The following is a 17,428-nucleotide window of genomic DNA, read 5'->3' on the forward strand; positions in this document are numbered from 1 at the left end:
GGCCTGCGTTTCAAGGGAAGGAGGTCATGGCCGTGCCCGGCGAGGCCGAGGCCATCTACCGCGACGTGCAGCAGCGGGGCCGCCTGGGCTCCCTGGACGAGGCGGCGACGGTCACCCGCATGACGTTGCAGAGCCTGGCGGAGGTCCTCGGGCAGGAGGGCGCCCGCGCCCTGGCCCGCGCCCTGCCGCCCGAGCTGGCCGCCGAACTGGGCCGGGCCCCCCAGCAGCCCGACCCGTTGATCGACCGGGAGGTGTTCGTCGGCCGGCTGGTCAACCGGATGGACACCGAGTACGGTTACGACCAGACCGTGGGCGGCCTCGACCTGGTGGCCGCCTACATGGACGACGACGCCGCCACCCGCATGCAAGCGGTCTTCGGGGCCCTCAAACACCACCTGGACCCCGCCACCGCCCAGCAGGTGGCGGCGGCGCTGCCGCCGGAGATCCGCGACTGGTGGGAGGCCGGTTGAGCGGCCGGCCGATCTCCCAGGCCGCGCCGGCCGCCCGGCCCCGGCCGGTTCATCCGCAGAAGATCCGCATGAGCCACGAGAAGAGCTTGTACTTGCGCCGGTACGGGTACCAGAGCAGCCGGGAGACCAGCTTGCCCGGCAGCCAGCCGGGTTCCACCAGCACGGCCGAGGGATAGGTGAAGGCCTCCAGCCCGGCCCGGCCGTGGTAGGCCCCCCATCCGCTCTCCTTCACCCCGCCGAAGGGCAGGGCGGGATGGGCGAAGTGGATGATCACGTCGTTGATGCACACGCCGCCGGCTTGCAGCCGGGAGGCCATCTCCCGCGCCAGCCGGCCGTTGCGGGTCCAGACGCTGGCCCCCAGGCCGAAGGGCGAGTCGTTGGCCAGCCGCAGCGCCTCGTCGGGCGAGCGGAATTCGGCCACCGCGATGACCGGCCCGAAGGTCTCCTCCCGCATGACCCGGGCGTCGGGGTCCACGTCGACCAGCACGATGGGCGGGACGAACCGGCCCTCGAAGGCGGGCACGGGCGTCAGGGCCCGGGCGCCCCGGGCCAGGGCGTCCTGCACGTGCTCCCGGACGATCTGCACCTGGCGCGGCGTGGTCATCAGGCCCAGGTCCAGGTCGGGGTCCATCGCCACCCGGGCGGGATCGTCCCCCACCCCCTCGGGCTCGGCCCGGCGCAGGCGGGCCAGTTCGTCCAGGACCAGCTGGAGGAACCGGTCCTTCACCGCGGCATGGACGTAGATCCGCTCCACGCCGATGCAGGTCTGCCCGCAGTTGGCCAGCGAGCCCCAGACCGCCGCCTGGGCCGCCCGGCGCAGGTCCGCGTCGGGGAAGACGATCATCGGGTCCTTGCCGCCCAGCTCCAGGACGCTGGGGGTCAGGCGCTGGGCGGCGGCCGTGGCGATGCGCCGGCCCGTGGCGGTGCTGCCGGTGAAGAAGATGAAATCGGGCCCCTCGTCCAGGAGGGCCTGGCCCACCTCCGGCCCGCCGTGGACGACCTGGATCACCCCCGGCGGGAAGCCGGCCATGAAGAAGGCCTCCTCGATGGCCCGGCTGACCTCGGGGGTCACCTCCGAGGGCTTCAGGATCACCGTGTTCCCGGCCAGCAGGGCCGTCGCCGCCGGGACGACCGCCAGGTTGAAGGGATAGTTCCAGGGGGCGACCACCAGCACGCAGCCGTAGGGCTTCCGCTCGACGTAGGGCACCTTGCCGAACAACAGCAGCGACATGGGCTGGCGCTGGCGGCGCAGCACCCGCGGCGCCAGCTTCTCCGCCGACTTGAGGGCGTCGGCCGTGGTGAGCAGGTCGTGGGTCAGGGCCTCCACCAGCGGCTTGCCCGTCCCGGTGCTGATCACCCGGGCCAGTTCGTCCCGGTGGCGCACGATGTACCGCCGCAGCCGCGCCACGCAGGCGGCCCGCTCCCGCACCGGCAGCTGGGCCCAGGCGGGGAAGGCCGCCCGGGCGCGGGCCACCACGGCCGGGATCTCCGACACCGGCGTCCACCCGGACGAACCCGGCTGGGCGCCGGCCGGCCTTTCGTCCTGGGGCCGCCCGGCGCCTGCGGCGGGCAGGGCCGCCGCGGCCGCACCGGAGCCGGCCGCCGTCCCTTGGGCGGAGGGCACCGCCCGGGCGGTCAGCCCGGCGGGCCCCCCTTCCGGTCCCCTTGCCTGCATACGCATCCCCCCATGCCCATAGCTGTTCGTACGCCGCGCCGCGGGTGGAGGGTGGCCGTGCCGGAACCGGGGCCTGCCGCGCCCGGCGCCACACGGCTCAGCGGAGCACGTAGGTCGCCAGCAGGCGCTGAACGTAGTAGATGTCCAGATCGCGGTGGAAGGTCTTGACCAGCGGCTCGCGGCTCCCGGCCAGCCAGATCTTCAGCTCCGCCTCCAGGTCCAGATGGCCCGCCGTCTCCACCGCAAACCGGTTGATGCTCCGGTACGGGATGGAGAGGTACTCCACCTTCTTGCCCGTCAGCCCCTGCTTGTCGACCAGGATGAGCCGCTTGTTGGTGAATAGGAAGAGATCCCGGATCACCTGGTACGCCGCCTCGATCCGCTCGCCTTCGGCCAGCAGGATCTGGTACTCCCGCTGGACGCGCTCCAGGTCCGCCTCGCCGGCATGGCCCATCATGCGGCCGATCCAGCTCACGGGTCATCCCCCCTGGCGGCCATCCTCGACGGACGTCCTCCCCCGGCGGTGCGGCGGCCGCGGCTCCGCCCGCCACCCGGCAGGCCGGTGGGCCGGCCGGTTGACCGGGCCCGACCGGCCGCAACCCGCGCCAACCCGGCCTGGCCGGACCCGGGATGGGTCCCGCCGGCCGCCTCCCTCGTGCCGGCCGGCAGGGGGACGGGACCCCGCCGGCAAAAGGGTCCGGGGGCGACAAGGAACCGGAAGGAACCGGTGGACCCCTGCGCCCGCGCCCCGGGTAACACGGCCGGGCGCTCGTCACCAAGGCCTGCGCGGTGGGACCCGTGGGCTCCAGCACCCGCCCCCGGGCAACAGCCCGCGGTCCGGGCAACACCGCGCAGCGCCGGCGACCCCGGGCACGAAGCGGTCCCAACGGGTCGCCCTGGCCCGCTACCAAACCTTATACGGCCGGGCGCCGCCGATGACGGCCGGCGCAGCCCGCGCCCAGGGGGCCATTGCCGGCGGGCCCAGCCAGGCGGAGCCCAGCGGGCGGCGGTCATGAAAGGAGGTCCTGCCCGTGACGATCCGGCCGGGTCAACGGGTCGCCCACCCCGACGACCCCAACCGGCGCGGCCTGGTGCTGGCCGTCCGCACCAACCCCGCTTGCCTGATGCCGGTGGTCGTCGTCCGCTGGGACGACGGCACCGTGGAGGAACTGGACGCCCTGCGCTGGGGACCGCTGGACGACGACCCCGGCCCCACCGGGGACCCCGCCGGGGATTGACGCCCCTCCCTGTGACGGCCGTCACCGCCGGCCGGCGCCGCCGTCGCCTACCCTAGAGGCGAGGTCGCGCCACAACGGCGCCGCGAGGGGAGGCATTCCCGATGGGCGTGCGCGTCTCCCGTTGGACCCTGGCCTACTTCACGGCCGCCCTGATCTCCTTCGCGGCGGCTCAGGCCATCCTGGCCGTGGGGTGGGCCGATCCGGTGCGGGCCGTCGCCGGCCCCACCACCCTGGCCGTGGTCCACCTCCTGACCATCGGCTGGCTGAGCTTGCTCATCCTCGGCGCCCTGCAGCAATTCGTGCCGGTCATCACCGAGCGCTCCCTGGCCAGCGACACGGCGGCCGCCTGGGCCCTGGGGCTGATCGTCACCGGGCTTGTGGGCATGGTGACCGGGTTCCTCGCGCTGGCCGGCGGGCCCCTGGCCACCGCCCTGGCCGGTGCCGCGGGCGGGCCGGGCGGCAGCAATGGGCCCCTGGCCGCGGCCCTCCCCGCGGGAGGCACCCTGGTCCTGGCCGGTTTCGCCACGGCGGCGGTCAACCTGGCCATCGGCCTCTGGCGGGCGCGGCCGCTGGTGCTGCCGGCCCGTTTCGTCGCCGCCGGCCTGGTCTTCCTGCTCCTGACCGGGGCCCTGGGGGTCACCCTGGCCCTGCTCCTGGCCTTCCCCGAGGCCGCCGGACGCCTGCCGCGATCCCTGATGGCCCAACTGCTGGGCCGGGGCCTCCCGCTGCACATGGCGGCGGGGATCGGCGGCTGGTTCACCCTGACCGCCATGGGGGTCGCCTACAAGCTGCTCAGCATGTTCACCCTGGCGCCGGAGGAACGCGGCCCCGTGGGCCGCTGGGTCCTGCGCCTGAGCGCAACGGGCCTGATCCTGGCCTGGTTTGCGGGGCTCGCCCACCTGCTGGTGGAGGGCACGGCCCCGCCGGCCGGGCCGGTCGACCCGTTGGCGCCGGCGGCGCCCGCCGCCTTGGGGGCGGGGAGCCGCCCCGCCGCAGTCCTGGCCCAGGTGGCGGCGGTGGGCTGGATCGCCGCCGGGGCGGGCGTGTTCCTCTACCTCTGGGACATGACCCGGCTCTATCGGCAGCGCCGGCGCCAGGGTCTCGAGCTCAACGCCCGCTACGCGCCCCTGGCCTTTGTGGCGCTGGGTGCCGGTGTCCTGCTGATGGCCGCCGGGGCGCTGACCGGCCGCCTGGCCGGTCTGGCCCCCACCCTGGCCTACCTGCTGCTCTTCGGCTGGCTGTCCGGCCTGGGCCTGACCCAGCTCTACAAGATCGTCCCCTTCCTCACCTGGCTGGAGAAGTTCGGCCCGCGGCTCGGGCGCGGCCCGGCCGTCCGGGTGCAGGACCTGGTCCACGAGCCGCGGGCGCAGCCCTGGTTCTGGCTGTACTTCGCCGCGGTGGCGGTGGCCACCGGGGCGCTCCTGGCCCGGGCGGGCGACCTCTGGCGGCTGATGACCGCCCTGACCTTGTTGAGCACGCTGGCCATCGCCCTGGAACTCTGGCGGGCGCGCCGGGCCGAGCCGAAGCCCCAGGTGGCGCCGGTTCCTCCCCCGTGGCTCAAGGCCCGCATGGCAGCCGGCACCGTGGCCGGCACCCCGGCCGGCCCGGCGGCTGGCAGCGCCACCGGCCCGGCGCCCGTGCAGGGGCCGATCCCTGCCCCGCCGGCCGGAGGCCGGGGGTCCGTGCCGGCCGCCGGCGCGCCCCGGCCCGCGGGGAAGGCCGGCGAAGAGGAGCGATCCCGCTGAGGGAGCGATCCCGAGGGAGGTGAACACCATGGCGGATCCCGTGGTCACCGAAGAGGACATCCGCGAGGCGCTCATGGACGTGATCGACCCCGAGCTGGGGTTCAACATCGTCGATCTGGGCCTGATCTACGGCATCACCGTGGACGACGGCAAGGTCGACATCGTGATGACCATGACGACCCCGGGCTGCCCGGCCACCAACTACCTGCAGGAGGGGACGCGGGAACGGGCCCTGGCGGTCCCCGGGGTCAAGGAGGTCGACGTGACCGTGGTCTGGTCGCCGCCCTGGACGCCGGACATGATGAGCGACCGGGCCAAGCGCTTCTTCGGGCTCCTGGAGGGCTGACGGCAAGGCGGTGCGAAGGCCAACGGAACGGCGGGCGCCCTGGCCCTTCCGGCCAGGGCGCCTGGCTTGTTCGCGCCGCCCACCGCCCGCCCATCGCCATCACGCGGGGCCCGGCACCGCCACCGGCACCCGGCGGCCGCCCCGGGCTCCATCGGGCCGGTCACCGGCCGCCTTCGGGCCGCCAGAAGATCACCCGCCAGGCGCCGTCGGGGTCCCGCTCCGCCCGGTGCTCGAAGCCCTTGCGCTTCATCACCCAGTAGAGGGGCACCGGCTCGAAGCCCACGATCAGCACGAAGGGCTGGCCCGGCTTCAGGCGCGCCACGTTGGCCATGATGTCCCGGAAGGGCTCCTGCCGCCGGGCGAAATAGGGCCGCACGTCCATGACCAGGGGCTCGACCGCCGCCGGTCCGGGAGGCGCCGCCGCCGGATCGGCCGGGGGCCGGGCCGCCGCGGCCGCCGCCGGTTCCTCCGTCTCCGTTTCGACGGCCGTTGCACCGGCCACGCCCGGGTCGCCGTCCCCGGCGGCCGGCCCCGCCTTCCCCTCGCCGGCGGGGGCCGCGGGACCCGCGCCATCGGCCGGCTTCCAGATGCGGATGATCACCGAGCCGTCGTCCTGATCGGCCATGGCGTACTGGTAGCCGCGTTCGTCCAGGTGGGGCAGCAAGAACATGGGACGCCGGTCGTTGTGGGCCTCCAGCACCTGCCCCGGCTGCAGCTGGTCCAGGGCGGAGAGGATCCGCACCATGGGCTCGGGGGGCTGCAGCCCCCGGTTGTCCAGCCGCAGCGACGGCTCGGCCGGCGCCGGCGGCAGGCGCCGCCCGGCCTCCCCGGCGCCGGTCCCTGCAGGCCGCGCCCCGGCGGTGCCGGGCGCCTGGCGGGCGCCGCCGGTCCCATCGCCCGGCCCGGATCCTCGCCCCTTGCGGAAGAACATGATCCCCACCTCCTCAGGGCGATGGTGCCCGACATGGGGCACCTGCCGCTGTGACCCCCGTCACCCGCCGGCCAGCCGCCCGTCAGGGCACCGGCCGCCACTGGTGACGGCCGTCACAGCCCGGGGCGCGGGAATGGATCACGGTAGGGGTGCAAGGTGTTACGGAGGTGACGGACGATGCCGCTCCCCACCCAGATCCCCGGAGCCGTCCGGCGCTCCGTCGAACCGCCCCGTCCCCCCGAAGGGGCGGGGGTCCCTGCCGCCCAGACCATCGGGACCGGCACCGGGCCGGCCGGGACCGGTGCGGCCGGCGCCACCCGTCGGACGCAGGACGGCGCGGGCGGCGGGATTCAGGACGCCGCGGGCGGCCGCTTTCAGAACGGTTCGGACGGCCGGCTGCCGCAGGGCGCCACCGGGATCCCGCCTGCAACCGGACCGTCCTCCCCGGGCAGCCCCCAGCCGGGACGAACCGGCCAGCCCGCGGTGCCGGCGGGCGGGCCGGCCGCCGCTGCTCCCGCCGGTGCGGGCAGCCGGCCGGAGGCGGCGGCCTCCACCGCGACGCCGGCGGCGGGCGCCGAGACGGCCGATTCGCTGCTGGCCCGGTACGTCAACCGCCGCTATCTTTTGCCGCGCGTCGCCCTGACGGTGATCAGCCTGGCGTCCCTGGTCGGCGTCTACCTGACCCTGCGCATGCAAGGGGTTCCGCCGTGGCTCGTCGTCCCCCGCTGGAGCGGCCTGGTGGGGCTCGGGATCCTGGCCGGCGGCTGCATGTGGTGGTCCCGGTTCGTCGTCCCCCAGGACACCCAGCCCGCGGCCGTGGCCCGGCTGGCCGCCGCCCAGGCGCGCCACTACCGGCCCCTGGCCGCCGGCGGCCTGGCGGTGGCCCTGGCGGGCGGCGGCGTCTGGACCGCCTGGATGGGACCCCTGGCGGCCACCCGCGGCTGGCTGGGCTTGTGGCTGGTGGTCGTGGCGCTGCACGCCGGCCTGGTCACCGCGACCCTGGCCCTGTTGAGCCGGCCCGACGGCGAGGCCGTCGCCGCGCGGCGGCAGGCCCTGGCCGTCCTGGCCACCGCCACCGGGCTTCTCGCCGGCATGGCTCTGCTGGACGCCGCCCTGACCTTCGGCCCCTGGTGGCCCGCCTGGGTCCTGCGCCCCCTCCACCTGGGAGCCTTCGGCCTCTGGCTGGGCGGCGCCGTGTGGAACATCTTCGTCGCCGTGCCGGCCGCCCGGGACGAGCTGGCCTTCGCCACCGTGGCCGCCTCGGCGACCCAGCTGGAGCGCTTCCGCCAGCGGGTGCGGGTCTTCTTGCCGCTGCTGATGTTGACCGGTATCGCCCAGGCCGCCGCCTACGCCGGGTGGAACCCTCTGGCCTGGACCGTCAACTTCGTCGGCCGGCTGGCCCTGGTGAAGCTCGGCCTGGTGGCGGCCCTGTTCGTCATCTTCATCACCTGTCCCCTCTGGCGCGCCTGCTCTCCCATCAAGGGGATGTGTGACCTGGAAGAACTGGCCGGTCCCGCTGCGGCAGCGGGCGGCCGCAGCCGGCGCCGGCGCACCGAACCGGCCCCGGCAACGGCGGGCGGATGGTCGCCTGCCACCGTCCCGTCCCCTGCCCCCAACCCGGCGCGGACCGTCGCCGCGGGCCGGCGGGGTGAAGCCGGTTCGACCACCCCGGGGGCCGTGCGGCGGCTGGACCGGCGCGGCAGTGGCTGCGCCGGGTTCGTCCATGTGGATGAGGCCCTGGCCGCCATGGCACCGGGGGAAGTGCTGGAGCTGCTGAGCTCGGACCCCATCTCCTGGTGGGAGCTTCCCGGGTGGCTCGAGGTCCACGGCCACCGGCTGCTGTTCCGGGAACGGCGCCGGATCTGGCCCTGGCGGTACTTCCGGTTCCTCATCCAGCGGGGCGGCGCGGGCACCGCGGGTTGAAGGGAGCGGGATCGCCATGGGGAGCGGGTTCGATGTGGGGGTGGATCGGTTGTTCTTCCAGGCTGGCGGGAACCGGCCGGCGGCGCCCGCCCCGTCCGGCCGGGGTGTGGAGGGGCCAACCCGCGAGGTCGACCCTGCGGTGGTGCCGCCGCTGGTCCGCCTGTTCGTCCAAGCCCTGCGGGAACTGGCGGCGGCCGGCGAGACGGAGCGGGCTTGCATGATGGCCGCCCAGGGGTGGTCCCTGCTGCGCCACGGGTATCCCCGGGAAGCCCAGCGGCTCAACGGTCTGCTGCACGCGCTGACGGGCGCCACCCACCGGCATCGGGACGGCGATGGCTGATACGGGAGGAACCCCCATGGGTCCACATCAGGCGTGGCAACGGCTGGCCCGGCGGCTGCGCCGTGCGGGGCAGCGGCCCACGGTCCAGCGGGTTGCCATCTACGAGGCTTTGCTGCGGGCGGCCAAACAGGGCGTCCACCCCACGGCCGAAGAGGTGTACGCCTCGTTGAAGCCGGGCTTGCCGACCTTGAGCCCGGCCACGACGCGCCGGGTGCTGGCCCACCTGGTCGAGGCGGGCCTGGCCCGGCGGGTGGTGATGCCGGGGGAGCCCGACCGCTTCGACGGCGATCCCGCCCCCCATGCCCACCTCTCGTGCGTGCGCTGTCACCGGCTGCAGGACGTGGCCGTTCCCGAACTGGACGAGATCATCCGCCAGATTCAGGCGCAGACGGGGTTTCTCATCGTCGGGGAGGCGCTGGTCCTGGAAGGCGTGTGCGGGCGGTGCCGGGAGGACCGGGCCGGCGGTCGCCGCCGTAAGGGCCCCGAAGCCGGTCCCCTCTTGTGAGCCCCGCCCGCCATCCGTGCGCCCGCTCGGCGCGCGTGGAATCCGGCCCGCAGGCATGGCCGGGGTGGCGGCGGTGGCGCATACTGAAGCCATGGCGCATCCTTCCACCGTTCGTCGAGGAGGAGGATCGGTCATGGCCCGCGACATCCGCCCCGAGATCCAGGAGCCCGCCCCGGTGCGCTGGCTCCTGGCCCATCCCCAGGCCGGCTGGGTGTGGCTCCTGCCCCGGCTCTGGCTGGGGTGGCAATGGCTGCAGGCCGCCCTGGGCAAGCTGAACGACCCCGCCTGGACGGGGGCCCAGGCGGGCGTCGCCCTGCAGGGATTCATCCAGGGCGCCCTCCAGCGCGCCCAGGGCCCCCACGCCGAAGTGACGGGCTGGTACGCCCGGTTCCTCCGGGACGTGGTGCTGCCCAATGCCGCCGCCTGGGCCAAGCTGGTGGCCTACGGGGAATTCCTGGTTGGCGTGGCCCTGCTGGCGGGCATGCTGACCGGCATCGCCGCCTTCTTCGGCAGCTTCATGAACTTCAGCTTCATGCTGGCGGGAACGTCCAGCGCCAACCCCGTGATGTTCGCCGTGGCGACGGCCCTGGTCCTGGCCTGGCGGGTGGCGGGCTGGATCGGCCTGGACCGGTGGCTTTTGCCGCTGCTCGGCACGCCATGGCAACCGGGGCGCGCCTTCCGGCGGTCGTGAAACACGAAGAAGTCCATCGCAAGCTGGCTTTTCGTTCCTCCGCAGACCGGGGAGATCGGGCGAGCGGCCAACCCGCCGGACATCAGCATCCCGCGGGAATCAGGAGGTTGGGGCTGCATCGTTCGTGTGCCTATATTTGGTTTTAGAAGGAAGGAAATGCCACCCGCGCCACCGAAACCTTATGGCCGGGTGGTAGGATGAAGAAGGAAATTCGCGAACTCCTCCGAGAAGCAGCACGTCAGGGGTGGCATATCGAGGACGGGGGGAAGCACATTAAACTCTACCCCCCTGATCCACGGTTCCCGCCGGTCGTCATTGCGAAGACGCCCAGTGATTGGCGCGCCTGGAGAAACACCCTTTCGCGGCTGCGCAGGTTTGGCTTCCAGTGGCCACCAAGGAGGTGACCTGGAATGCGGGAGTTTGCCGTCGACTTGACGGCCCGTCTGCCGGTGCCGCCGGGGAACAGCAGGGAGGAGGCGGCGGAGCACGCCTCCGAGCTGTTGGAGGTCTTGGAGGCCAACAGCCGGGCCCTGGGTCCCGTGACGTGGGGACACTTTGACCCGCCGATTCTTGGAGCCCGGTTCAACGTACAGGCCCGCGATGCAGACAGCGCCCTCGAGAAGGCGAAGGACATTTTCGCCGCGGCACTGCGGTCCATTGGATATCCGGACCCGCCGGACCTTATCGAGATTCAGGTGGAGGAAGTTGCCCCGGACGAAGCGGCCGCCGCGGAACGGTGGACCCGGCCCGGGTCGGTGTAGACCTGGACGGCGGACATAAAGGGGTAAAGGGGCGCGTCGCGGAGACCTGCCCCTTTTTTGGTTTTGGGTTAGGGCCGCCGGACCCGCCGCCCCCAACGGGCCCCTGTGACCCCCATCACCGACCGCAGGGGCCTGGAGCGGTACGCTGGTACCGAACGGGCCAACGGCTCCGAAGGGCCCCCAAGGCTGCGAAGGAGCCCGCGGCCGGTGAACGGGAGGAACGCGGCCCATGAACAAGCGCGACGTCTTGCAGCAACTGGCCCGGGTGCGGCTCGAGGACGGCAGCCATCCCCTGGCCGACGGCCGCATCCAGGACGTGCTGGTGGAGATGCACGGCGAGCGGGCCCACGTGGCGATCCTGATCGACGAGAACTGGGACGGCGGCTCGCCGCCCGCCGCGGCGCAGGAGCGGATGCGCCAGGCCGTCCTGGCCATGCCGGGCGTGGCCTCCGTGCGCATCGTGCCGCGGCCCCGGCCCCGCGCCCGCGGGGTGACGGTTCCGGGCGCCGCGCCCGCGCCGGCGGGCGGGGACGCCCCGGCCCGCAAGCTGCCCGACGGCCTGGCCGGCGCCCGCTTCGTCGCCGTGGCCAGCGGCAAGGGCGGCGTGGGCAAGTCCAGCGTCAGCGTGAACCTGGCGGTGGCCCTGGCCCGGCGCGGCCTGCGGGTGGCCATCCTGGACTGCGACATCTACGGCTTCAGCGTGCCGGCCCTGATCGGCCTGGAGCGGGCGCCGGCCCTGGACGACGACCGCAAGGTCATCCCCGGCCACGGCCACGGCGTGGACGTCATGTCGATGGACTTCTTCGTCCAGAACAACAGCCCGGTCGTCTGGCGCGGCCCCATGCTGGGCAAGGCCCTGCGCCAGTTCCTGTTCGACACCCGGTGGAACCGGCCCGACGTGGTGGTCCTGGACCTGCCGCCGGGCACCGGCGACATGGCCCTGGACGTCCAGCAGCAGTTCCCGCCCATGGACGTGCTGATCGTCACCACCCCCGATCCCTTCGCCGCCCGGGTGGCGGAACGGGCCGGCTCCATGGCCCAGAAGATGGGCCACCGGGTGATGGGCGTGGTGGAGAACATGGCCTACCGCGAGTGCAGCGGCTGCGGGCAGCGGGAGTACCTGCTGGGGCGCGGGGGCGGCGACGCGGTGGCCGCCGCGCTCCAGACCCAGGTCCTGGCGCGCATCCCCATGGAGCCGCCGCCGCCCGGCCTGCGGCAAGATGGCCTGTTCCCGCCGGAGTCGGGGGCCGGCGCCGCCTTCGCAGCGCTCGCCGCCGCGGTCGCCGAGCGCCTGGGGGTAGCCGGCGCGGCGGTGGCCGAACCCGGTGGGGTGCGGTAAGGGCTTTCATCCCCACCGCCGGCCCCCGCGCCACCGGCCGCCAGGGCCATCGGGGGCATCCCCGCGCCCGTGATCCCCGGGCCCCATGACCACGGGCCCGGGATGACCGCCGTCCGCGGTCATCCCGGGCCCGTTTGCCCGTGCGCCGGGCCGGCCCTGGCGCCGAGCCGGCAGGACCCTCCGTCACCGGCCCAGCCACCCACCGGCCGCAGAGGGCGGCCGCAGGGGTCCCACCGCCGGCATCCCGAAAAGGCAGGGAACGGTTCCCGCCCGCACCATGCGTGCCAGGCCCCCGGGAAGGCCTCGCCTCGGGGCCCGCGGTGCCGGACGATCCCCGGGGTCCCCTCAGGCGTCCGGCCGTCCCCTCAGGCGCCCGACCGTCCGGAGCCGAGGCCCCGGGGCGGCACGCGGAAGCTGACGTTCAACCGGTTCCACCCGTTGATGGCCACCACGGCCATGGTCAAGGCAACCAGTTCGGCCTCGGTGAAGTAACGGCGCACCCGCTCGAACACCTCATCGGGCACCCGGGTCTCGGCGACCCGGGTGACGGCCTCTGTCCACTCCAGGGCCGCCCGCTCCCGCTCCGTGAAGACGGGTGCGTCCTGCCAGACGGCGACCAGGCCGAGCCGTTCCTCCGATTCCCCATCGGCCCGGGCTTCCCGGGCGTGCATGTCGACGCAGAAGGCGCAGCCGTTGATCTGGGACGCCCGGAGCTTGATCAGGTGCAAGAGCCTCCGCTCGAGCCCGCTCCGCGCCACATAGGACTCCAGGGCCCGCATCGCCTCCAGCGCCCCCGGCGACACCGTCGCGTAATCGACGCGCACTCCGCCTCACCCCTCCCGAGATCGATCCCCGCCCGCGGACCGCTGCCAACAAGGCGGGCCGCCCGGGGTTTCATCCCGGGCGGCCCGGACCGGCGTCGCCCGCGCGGGGCCGTCCCTCCGTCACTGCTCGAAGAACTTGCGGTTCTTCTCGATGTAGCTCTTCCACTGCTCGGGGACCTCGTCCTCGTCGTAGATCGCCTCGACGGGGCAGACGGCCGCGCAGGCGCTGCAGCCGATGCACTCGTCGGGGTTGATGTACAGCTGGTCTTCCCCTTCGTAGATGCAGTCGACCGGGCAGACTTCCTGACAGGACTTGTCCTTGACGCCGATGCAGGGCTCGCAGATCACGTAGATCACGGCGCTCACCTCCCACCTCGACGGTAGAACCGGCGGCCGCCGGCCGTCCGTGACGGCGATCACCGGAAGCCGGACCAGACCGCAGGCCGGCCCGAACGCCCGCGCCGTGGGCCCTTCGGCCCCCCGCTCCGGCCGGCACGGGCAGCCGACCCGTCACACCTTGCCGATGCGAACGCGCCAGGCGATGGGACCTTGTTCGAGATATTGCCATTCGAACTCGCCGGGATGCTCGGCGGCGAACTGGTAGTACAGCGGCTTGGGGTCGTGGTCGTTGACCAGGATGAAGGCCTGTCCCGGCCGCATCGCCTCATAGGTGGCGAAGATCAGCTGGTGGCGCTGGAAGGGCGGCAGTTCCCGCACGTCCAGCTCCGGCGCCTCCTCACCGGCCCCCTCGGGATCCGCCCCGGCAGCACCGGAACCGGAGTCGCCCAGCAGCCGCTCGTGCATGCCCTCCAGCAGCGCCTCCAGGTCCTCCGCCGGTTCCTCCATGAGGACCGGCAGGAGGGCGTCGTTCTCCTCGGCGGCGTGGCTGATGAACAGGGCCGTCAAGGCCGCCCCCAGGGCAATGGCCTCCAGGGCGTCGCCCGCCCCTTCCAGCCGCCGCAGCGCCTCCTGGATCGTGCCGTGCTCGGCCGTCAGGCCCTTCACCAGGGCACCGCCGGCGGGGCGGCGGGCCGCCGCCGCATAGAGGGTCTCCTCCTCCGCGGCGGCGTGGGGCAGGATCTCAGCGTGGACGTAGCGGACCAGGTCGTCCAGGGCGGGCCGGTAGGGCTCGCCCCGGCGCACGGCGCCGACCAGGACGTCCAGGCGCCGGTCCAGCTCCCGGGCCATGGCGTCATGGTGGGCGCGGATGCGCGCGGCGACCTGCTCGTTCCTCGTGGTCACGGGGACCCCTCCTTCGTCGTTGCGACCCTGCGGGTCGATGCCAGCGTACCCCCGCCGGCCCGCAGCGGCTGTGATAGCCGTCACAGAGCGGCCGCCGCCGCATGGTAACGTGTTGGCGGGAGGGACCGGCATGACGGGCTACGAGATCGTCGTCTTCATCCACATCCTGGCCGCCATGACGTGGGTCGGCGGCATCCTCTTCTTGAGCCTGGTGGTGGTCCCCGCGTCCCGCCGCTACCCCCAGGACGTCCGGGCGCGGCTCTTCACCGACGTGGGCCGCCGCTTCCGGGCGGTGGGGTGGACGGCCCTGGGCATCTTAGTGGTCACCGGCTCGATCCAGATGGCCGCCCGCGGGGCCACCCTGGCCAACGTGCTGGACGGCAGCTTCTTCGCCACCCCCTGGGGCCGGGTCATGGGCGCCAAGCTGCTGGCGGTGTTCGTCATGATGCTGCTCACGGCCGTCCACGACTTCGTGGCCGGCCCCGCGGCGGAGCGGGCGGCCCAGACCGGCGGCGACGCAGCGGCCCTGCGCCGGCGCTCGGGCCACCTGGCGCGCCTGACCGCCCTGCTGGCCCTGATCGTGGTGTTCCTGGCGGTGCAGTTGGTCCGCTGACGGGCGGTGCCCGGGGGCGGCGCCGCGGCGGCGCAGGCGGGCGGGGCCCTCGATCCTCAGGTGCCGTTCATAGCGGCCTCAGCCCACCCTCAGGTTTCTCCCCCAGCATCGGAAGTGAGCACCGCAGCGCGCTCCGGGCGCAACAAGGAACGGGGCGCACCAGCGGCGGGGATGCCGGCGAGGGGGAGCGGTGCGGAACTTCCACAGGGGAGGGACCTCCCATGACAGGTCTCGTGAAGGTCCTCAGCGGCGCAACCCGGTCGGCGAGCACCGGTGCCGGGACGAACCGGCCCCGGGCCGGCCGGCGCGGGCGGGCCTGGATCGCCCTGCTGCTGGGGCTCAGCGTCATCGCGGTGACGGCCTGCGGCAGCACGGCCGCCGGCCAGGGCGACACGGGGAAGGCGGGTTCGTCCGGATCGGGCCAGCAGGCGACCAAGCAGGTGGAACCGGCCCGGGCCGATGCCAAGGTGGTGGCGGCCGACCCGACGGCGGTGCCCGAGCCCGTCGGCCAGCGGCCGCCCAAGACGGTGCGCATCGACCTGGAGACCGTGGAGCTGGACGGCCAGCTGGCCGACGGCACCACCTACACCTACTGGACCTATAACGGCCAGGTGCCCGGCCCGATGCTGCGGGTGCGGGTCGGCGACACGGTGGAGTTGCACCTGAAGAACGCGCCCGACAGCGGCCAGATCCACTCCATCGACCTGCACTCGGTCAACGGGCCTGGCGGCGGAGCGGTGGCGACCCAGGTCAAGCCCGGCGAGGAGAAGGTCTTCACCTGGAAGGCGCTCAACCCGGGGCTCTACGTCTACCACTGCGCGTCGCCCCACATCCCCAGCCACATCGCCAACGGGATGTACGGGCTGATCCTGGTGGAGCCTGAGGGCGGCCTGCCGCCGGTCGATAAGGAGTTCTACATCGTCCAGGGCGAGATCTACAGCGATCTGAAGCACGGCGAGAAGGGCCACGCCGGCTACGACTACGAGGCGCTGCTGGCTGAGGAGCCCAACTACGTGGTCTTCAACGGCGCCAGCGCCTACTGGACCGGCGAGCGGGCGATGAAGGCCAAGGTCGGCGACCGCATCCGGATCTTCGTCGGCAACGGCGGGCCGAACCTGATCTCCAGCTTCCACGTGATCGGCGAGGTCTTCGACGCGGTCCACGACCAGGGCGCCACCGAGGCCCTGCACAACATCCAGACCACCCTGATCCCGGCGGGCGGCGCGGCCTGGGTGGAGTTCACGGTGGACGTCCCGGGCACCTACACCCTGGTCGACCACTCCATCAGCCGGTCCATCGACAAGGGCGCCCTGGCCCAGATCGTGGTGGAGGGCGAGCCCAACCCCGAGGTCTTCGACGCGCCGGAGATGGGGGCGGACACCCACTGAGGTGAGGCCACCCCACGCCGGTGGAACCCGGCCGGGCGATCCGGCGGCCCCGCAGCCGCCGGATCGCCCTTTGGCCGGCGGCGTGCAGGCGACGTCAGGGAGGTGCACCGCGATGCGCATCGTTCCGGAACCCGCCGCCGCGGAGGCCCGCGGTGGCCCGCAGCCCGCGCGGTCCGGCGCCGCCGTCCCGGCCGGCGCGCCGGCGCCGCGGCCCCGGCCGGCCATCGACTTTGACCGCGCGCCGGTCGTCCTGATCTGGGAGACGACCCAGGCCTGCGATCTGGTCTGCGCCCACTGCCGGGCCTCCGCCCAGCCCCACCGCCACCCCCTGGAGCTGACCACCGGCGAGGCGCGCCGGCTCATCGACGAGGCGGCGGACATGGGGACGCGCCTCTTCGTCTTCACCGGCGGCGATCCCTTGAAGCGGCCGGACCTCAACGACCTGATCCGCCACGCGGCCGGCCGCGGCCTGCACCCGTCGGTCACGCCCAGCGCCACGCCCCTCCTGACCGCCGAGCGCATCCGGGCCATGGCGGAGGCGGGCGCCGAGGCCGTCGCCCTGAGCCTGGACGGGGACGAACCCGGCCTTCACGACCGCTTCCGCGGCTGGTCGGGCTCCTTCGCCCGCACGCTGGAGGCGGCCCGGGCCGTGCGGGAGGCCGGCCTGCGGCTCCAGATCAACACCACCGTCACGCGCCTCAACTGGCGGCGCCTGGATCGCATCGCCCGCCTGGTGGCGGAACTGGGAGCCGGCCGGTGGAGCGTGTTCTTCCTGGTCCCGACGGGCCGGGGCGCCACCTTGGAGCCCCTGGACGCGGACGAACACGAGGCGGTCTACCGCTGGCTGGCCGGCCTGGAGGGCCAGGTCCCCTTCGCCATCAAGACCACGGAAGCGCCGGCCTACCGCCGGGTCCTGGTGGAACGGGGCCGGCCGCCGCGGCCGGCCATCGGCGACGGCAAGGGCTTCTGCTTCGTCGCCCACACGGGTGCCGTCTACCCCAGCGGCTTCCTGCCGCTGGCGGCCGGCAACATCCGCACCGCCTCCCTGGCCCGCATCTACCGGGACAGCCCCCTCTTCCGCGCCCTGCGCGACCCCGCCCAGCTCAAGGGCAAGTGCGGCCGCTGCCCCTATCGCCAGCTCTGCGGCGGCTCCCGCGCCCGGGCCTACGCGATGACGGGTGACCCCCTGGCCGAGGAGCCGACCTGCGCCTTCGATCCCGACGCGGTCTCCGGCGCGCCGGAGCCGGCCGGTGGGCGGCCGGCCGGCTGAGCCGCGCCGGCCGCCCGGCCACGAAACGGACATGGGCGGCCAACCTGGCGCCATGGGCCGCCTGGCCGTGTCCCCTCCACCTCTCTGCGCCGCTGCCCCGGCCGTGGCCCCGCCACCCGCCCGCGCC

The 17,428-nt window shown here is 73.9% G+C and carries 19 protein-coding genes; 13 read left to right on the forward strand and 6 right to left on the reverse strand.

The genetic code is table 11. The annotated features are described in order from the left end of the window. Nucleotides 1-32: 32 nt before the first annotated feature. A complete protein-coding gene (locus tag ACYQ02_RS06320) occupies nucleotides 33-470 on the forward strand; it encodes a DUF2267 domain-containing protein (RefSeq protein WP_460039596.1) in 438 nt (145 codons plus the stop codon). Nucleotides 471-519: 49 nt separating this feature from the next. On the opposite strand, the gene ACYQ02_RS06325 is transcribed toward ACYQ02_RS06320, so the two are convergent. Together ACYQ02_RS06325 and ACYQ02_RS06330 are read right to left on the reverse strand one after the other, a co-directional pair. Further along, on the reverse strand, nucleotides 520-2,145 hold the full coding sequence (locus ACYQ02_RS06325; protein WP_460039597.1) for an aldehyde dehydrogenase family protein: 1,626 nt from the start codon (nucleotides 2,143-2,145) through the stop codon (nucleotides 520-522). Nucleotides 2,146-2,242: 97 nt separating this feature from the next. After that, nucleotides 2,243-2,620, reverse strand: a complete 378-nt coding sequence (locus tag ACYQ02_RS06330; RefSeq protein WP_460039598.1) for a PH domain-containing protein — start codon at nucleotides 2,618-2,620, stop codon at nucleotides 2,243-2,245. A gap of 556 nt (nucleotides 2,621-3,176) precedes the next feature. Between ACYQ02_RS06330 and ACYQ02_RS06335 the strand changes: the two genes are divergently transcribed. From ACYQ02_RS06335 to ACYQ02_RS06345, 3 genes are all read left to right on the forward strand, one after another. Further along, nucleotides 3,177-3,383, forward strand: coding sequence for a hypothetical protein (locus tag ACYQ02_RS06335; protein WP_460039599.1), 207 nt, complete (start codon nucleotides 3,177-3,179; stop codon nucleotides 3,381-3,383). A gap of 101 nt (nucleotides 3,384-3,484) precedes the next feature. Next, the gene (locus ACYQ02_RS06340) at nucleotides 3,485-5,128 is read left to right on the forward strand and encodes a hypothetical protein (RefSeq protein ID WP_460039600.1); all 1,644 of its coding nucleotides are present in this window, start codon (nucleotides 3,485-3,487) and stop codon (nucleotides 5,126-5,128) included. 28 nt (nucleotides 5,129-5,156) lie between these two features. Beyond that, nucleotides 5,157-5,474, forward strand: coding sequence for a metal-sulfur cluster assembly factor (locus tag ACYQ02_RS06345; RefSeq protein WP_460039601.1), 318 nt, complete (start codon nucleotides 5,157-5,159; stop codon nucleotides 5,472-5,474). A 160-nt stretch (nucleotides 5,475-5,634) separates the two neighbouring features. Here the strand turns inward: ACYQ02_RS06345 and ACYQ02_RS06350 are convergent, their stop codons facing one another. Beyond that, complete coding sequence (locus ACYQ02_RS06350) at nucleotides 5,635-6,405, reverse strand: DUF2249 domain-containing protein (RefSeq protein ID WP_460039602.1); 771 nt, start codon at nucleotides 6,403-6,405, stop codon at nucleotides 5,635-5,637. Nucleotides 6,406-6,582: 177 nt separating this feature from the next. On the opposite strand from ACYQ02_RS06350, the gene ACYQ02_RS06355 reads away from it, so the two are divergent. The 6 genes from ACYQ02_RS06355 (at nucleotide 6,583) to ACYQ02_RS06380 (ending at nucleotide 11,964) form a co-directional block, all read left to right on the forward strand. Continuing rightward, complete coding sequence (locus ACYQ02_RS06355) at nucleotides 6,583-8,328, forward strand: hypothetical protein (protein WP_460039603.1); 1,746 nt, start codon at nucleotides 6,583-6,585, stop codon at nucleotides 8,326-8,328. Nucleotides 8,329-8,344: 16 nt separating this feature from the next. Beyond that, complete coding sequence (locus ACYQ02_RS06360; RefSeq protein ID WP_460039604.1) at nucleotides 8,345-8,668, forward strand: hypothetical protein; 324 nt, start codon at nucleotides 8,345-8,347, stop codon at nucleotides 8,666-8,668. A gap of 16 nt (nucleotides 8,669-8,684) precedes the next feature. Continuing rightward, nucleotides 8,685-9,173: a Fur family transcriptional regulator gene (locus tag ACYQ02_RS06365; protein WP_460039605.1), complete on the forward strand. Its 489-nt coding sequence runs from the start codon at nucleotides 8,685-8,687 to the stop codon at nucleotides 9,171-9,173. A 133-nt stretch (nucleotides 9,174-9,306) separates the two neighbouring features. Then, nucleotides 9,307-9,864 carry a DoxX family membrane protein gene (locus tag ACYQ02_RS06370; protein WP_460039606.1) on the forward strand — a complete coding sequence of 186 codons (558 nt, stop codon included), beginning with the start codon at nucleotides 9,307-9,309 and terminating at the stop codon, nucleotides 9,862-9,864. Nucleotides 9,865-10,274: 410 nt separating this feature from the next. Next, nucleotides 10,275-10,625 carry a hypothetical protein gene (locus tag ACYQ02_RS06375; protein WP_460039607.1) on the forward strand — a complete coding sequence of 117 codons (351 nt, stop codon included), beginning with the start codon at nucleotides 10,275-10,277 and terminating at the stop codon, nucleotides 10,623-10,625. Nucleotides 10,626-10,854: 229 nt separating this feature from the next. Continuing rightward, nucleotides 10,855-11,964, forward strand: a complete 1,110-nt coding sequence (locus ACYQ02_RS06380) for an Mrp/NBP35 family ATP-binding protein (protein ID WP_460039608.1) — start codon at nucleotides 10,855-10,857, stop codon at nucleotides 11,962-11,964. Nucleotides 11,965-12,329: 365 nt separating this feature from the next. Here ACYQ02_RS06380 and ACYQ02_RS06385 read toward each other — a convergent pair whose 3' ends face one another. From ACYQ02_RS06385 to ACYQ02_RS06395, 3 genes are all read right to left on the reverse strand, one after another. Further along, a complete protein-coding gene (locus ACYQ02_RS06385) occupies nucleotides 12,330-12,788 on the reverse strand; it encodes a carboxymuconolactone decarboxylase family protein (RefSeq protein WP_460039609.1) in 459 nt (152 codons plus the stop codon). A gap of 120 nt (nucleotides 12,789-12,908) precedes the next feature. Beyond that, nucleotides 12,909-13,145: a ferredoxin gene (locus ACYQ02_RS06390; RefSeq protein ID WP_460039610.1), complete on the reverse strand. Its 237-nt coding sequence runs from the start codon at nucleotides 13,143-13,145 to the stop codon at nucleotides 12,909-12,911. A 153-nt stretch (nucleotides 13,146-13,298) separates the two neighbouring features. Then, the gene (locus ACYQ02_RS06395; RefSeq protein ID WP_460039611.1) at nucleotides 13,299-14,030 is read right to left on the reverse strand and encodes a DUF2249 domain-containing protein; all 732 of its coding nucleotides are present in this window, start codon (nucleotides 14,028-14,030) and stop codon (nucleotides 13,299-13,301) included. Between the two features lie 130 nt (nucleotides 14,031-14,160). On the opposite strand from ACYQ02_RS06395, the gene ACYQ02_RS06400 reads away from it, so the two are divergent. From ACYQ02_RS06400 to ACYQ02_RS06410, 3 genes are all read left to right on the forward strand, one after another. Next, nucleotides 14,161-14,643, forward strand: a complete 483-nt coding sequence (locus ACYQ02_RS06400; RefSeq protein ID WP_460039612.1) for a DUF4149 domain-containing protein — start codon at nucleotides 14,161-14,163, stop codon at nucleotides 14,641-14,643. Between the two features lie 221 nt (nucleotides 14,644-14,864). Further along, entirely contained in the window at nucleotides 14,865-16,031 is a 1,167-nt protein-coding gene (gene nirK / locus ACYQ02_RS06405) for a copper-containing nitrite reductase (RefSeq protein ID WP_460039613.1), read from the forward strand. 112 nt (nucleotides 16,032-16,143) lie between these two features. Further along, nucleotides 16,144-17,301 (forward strand): radical SAM protein, encoded by a 1,158-nt coding sequence (locus ACYQ02_RS06410; RefSeq protein ID WP_460039614.1) that lies wholly within the window; start codon nucleotides 16,144-16,146, stop codon nucleotides 17,299-17,301. The last annotated feature ends 127 nt before the right edge of the window (nucleotides 17,302-17,428 follow it).

This window comes from Thermaerobacter litoralis, from assembly GCF_054654595.1.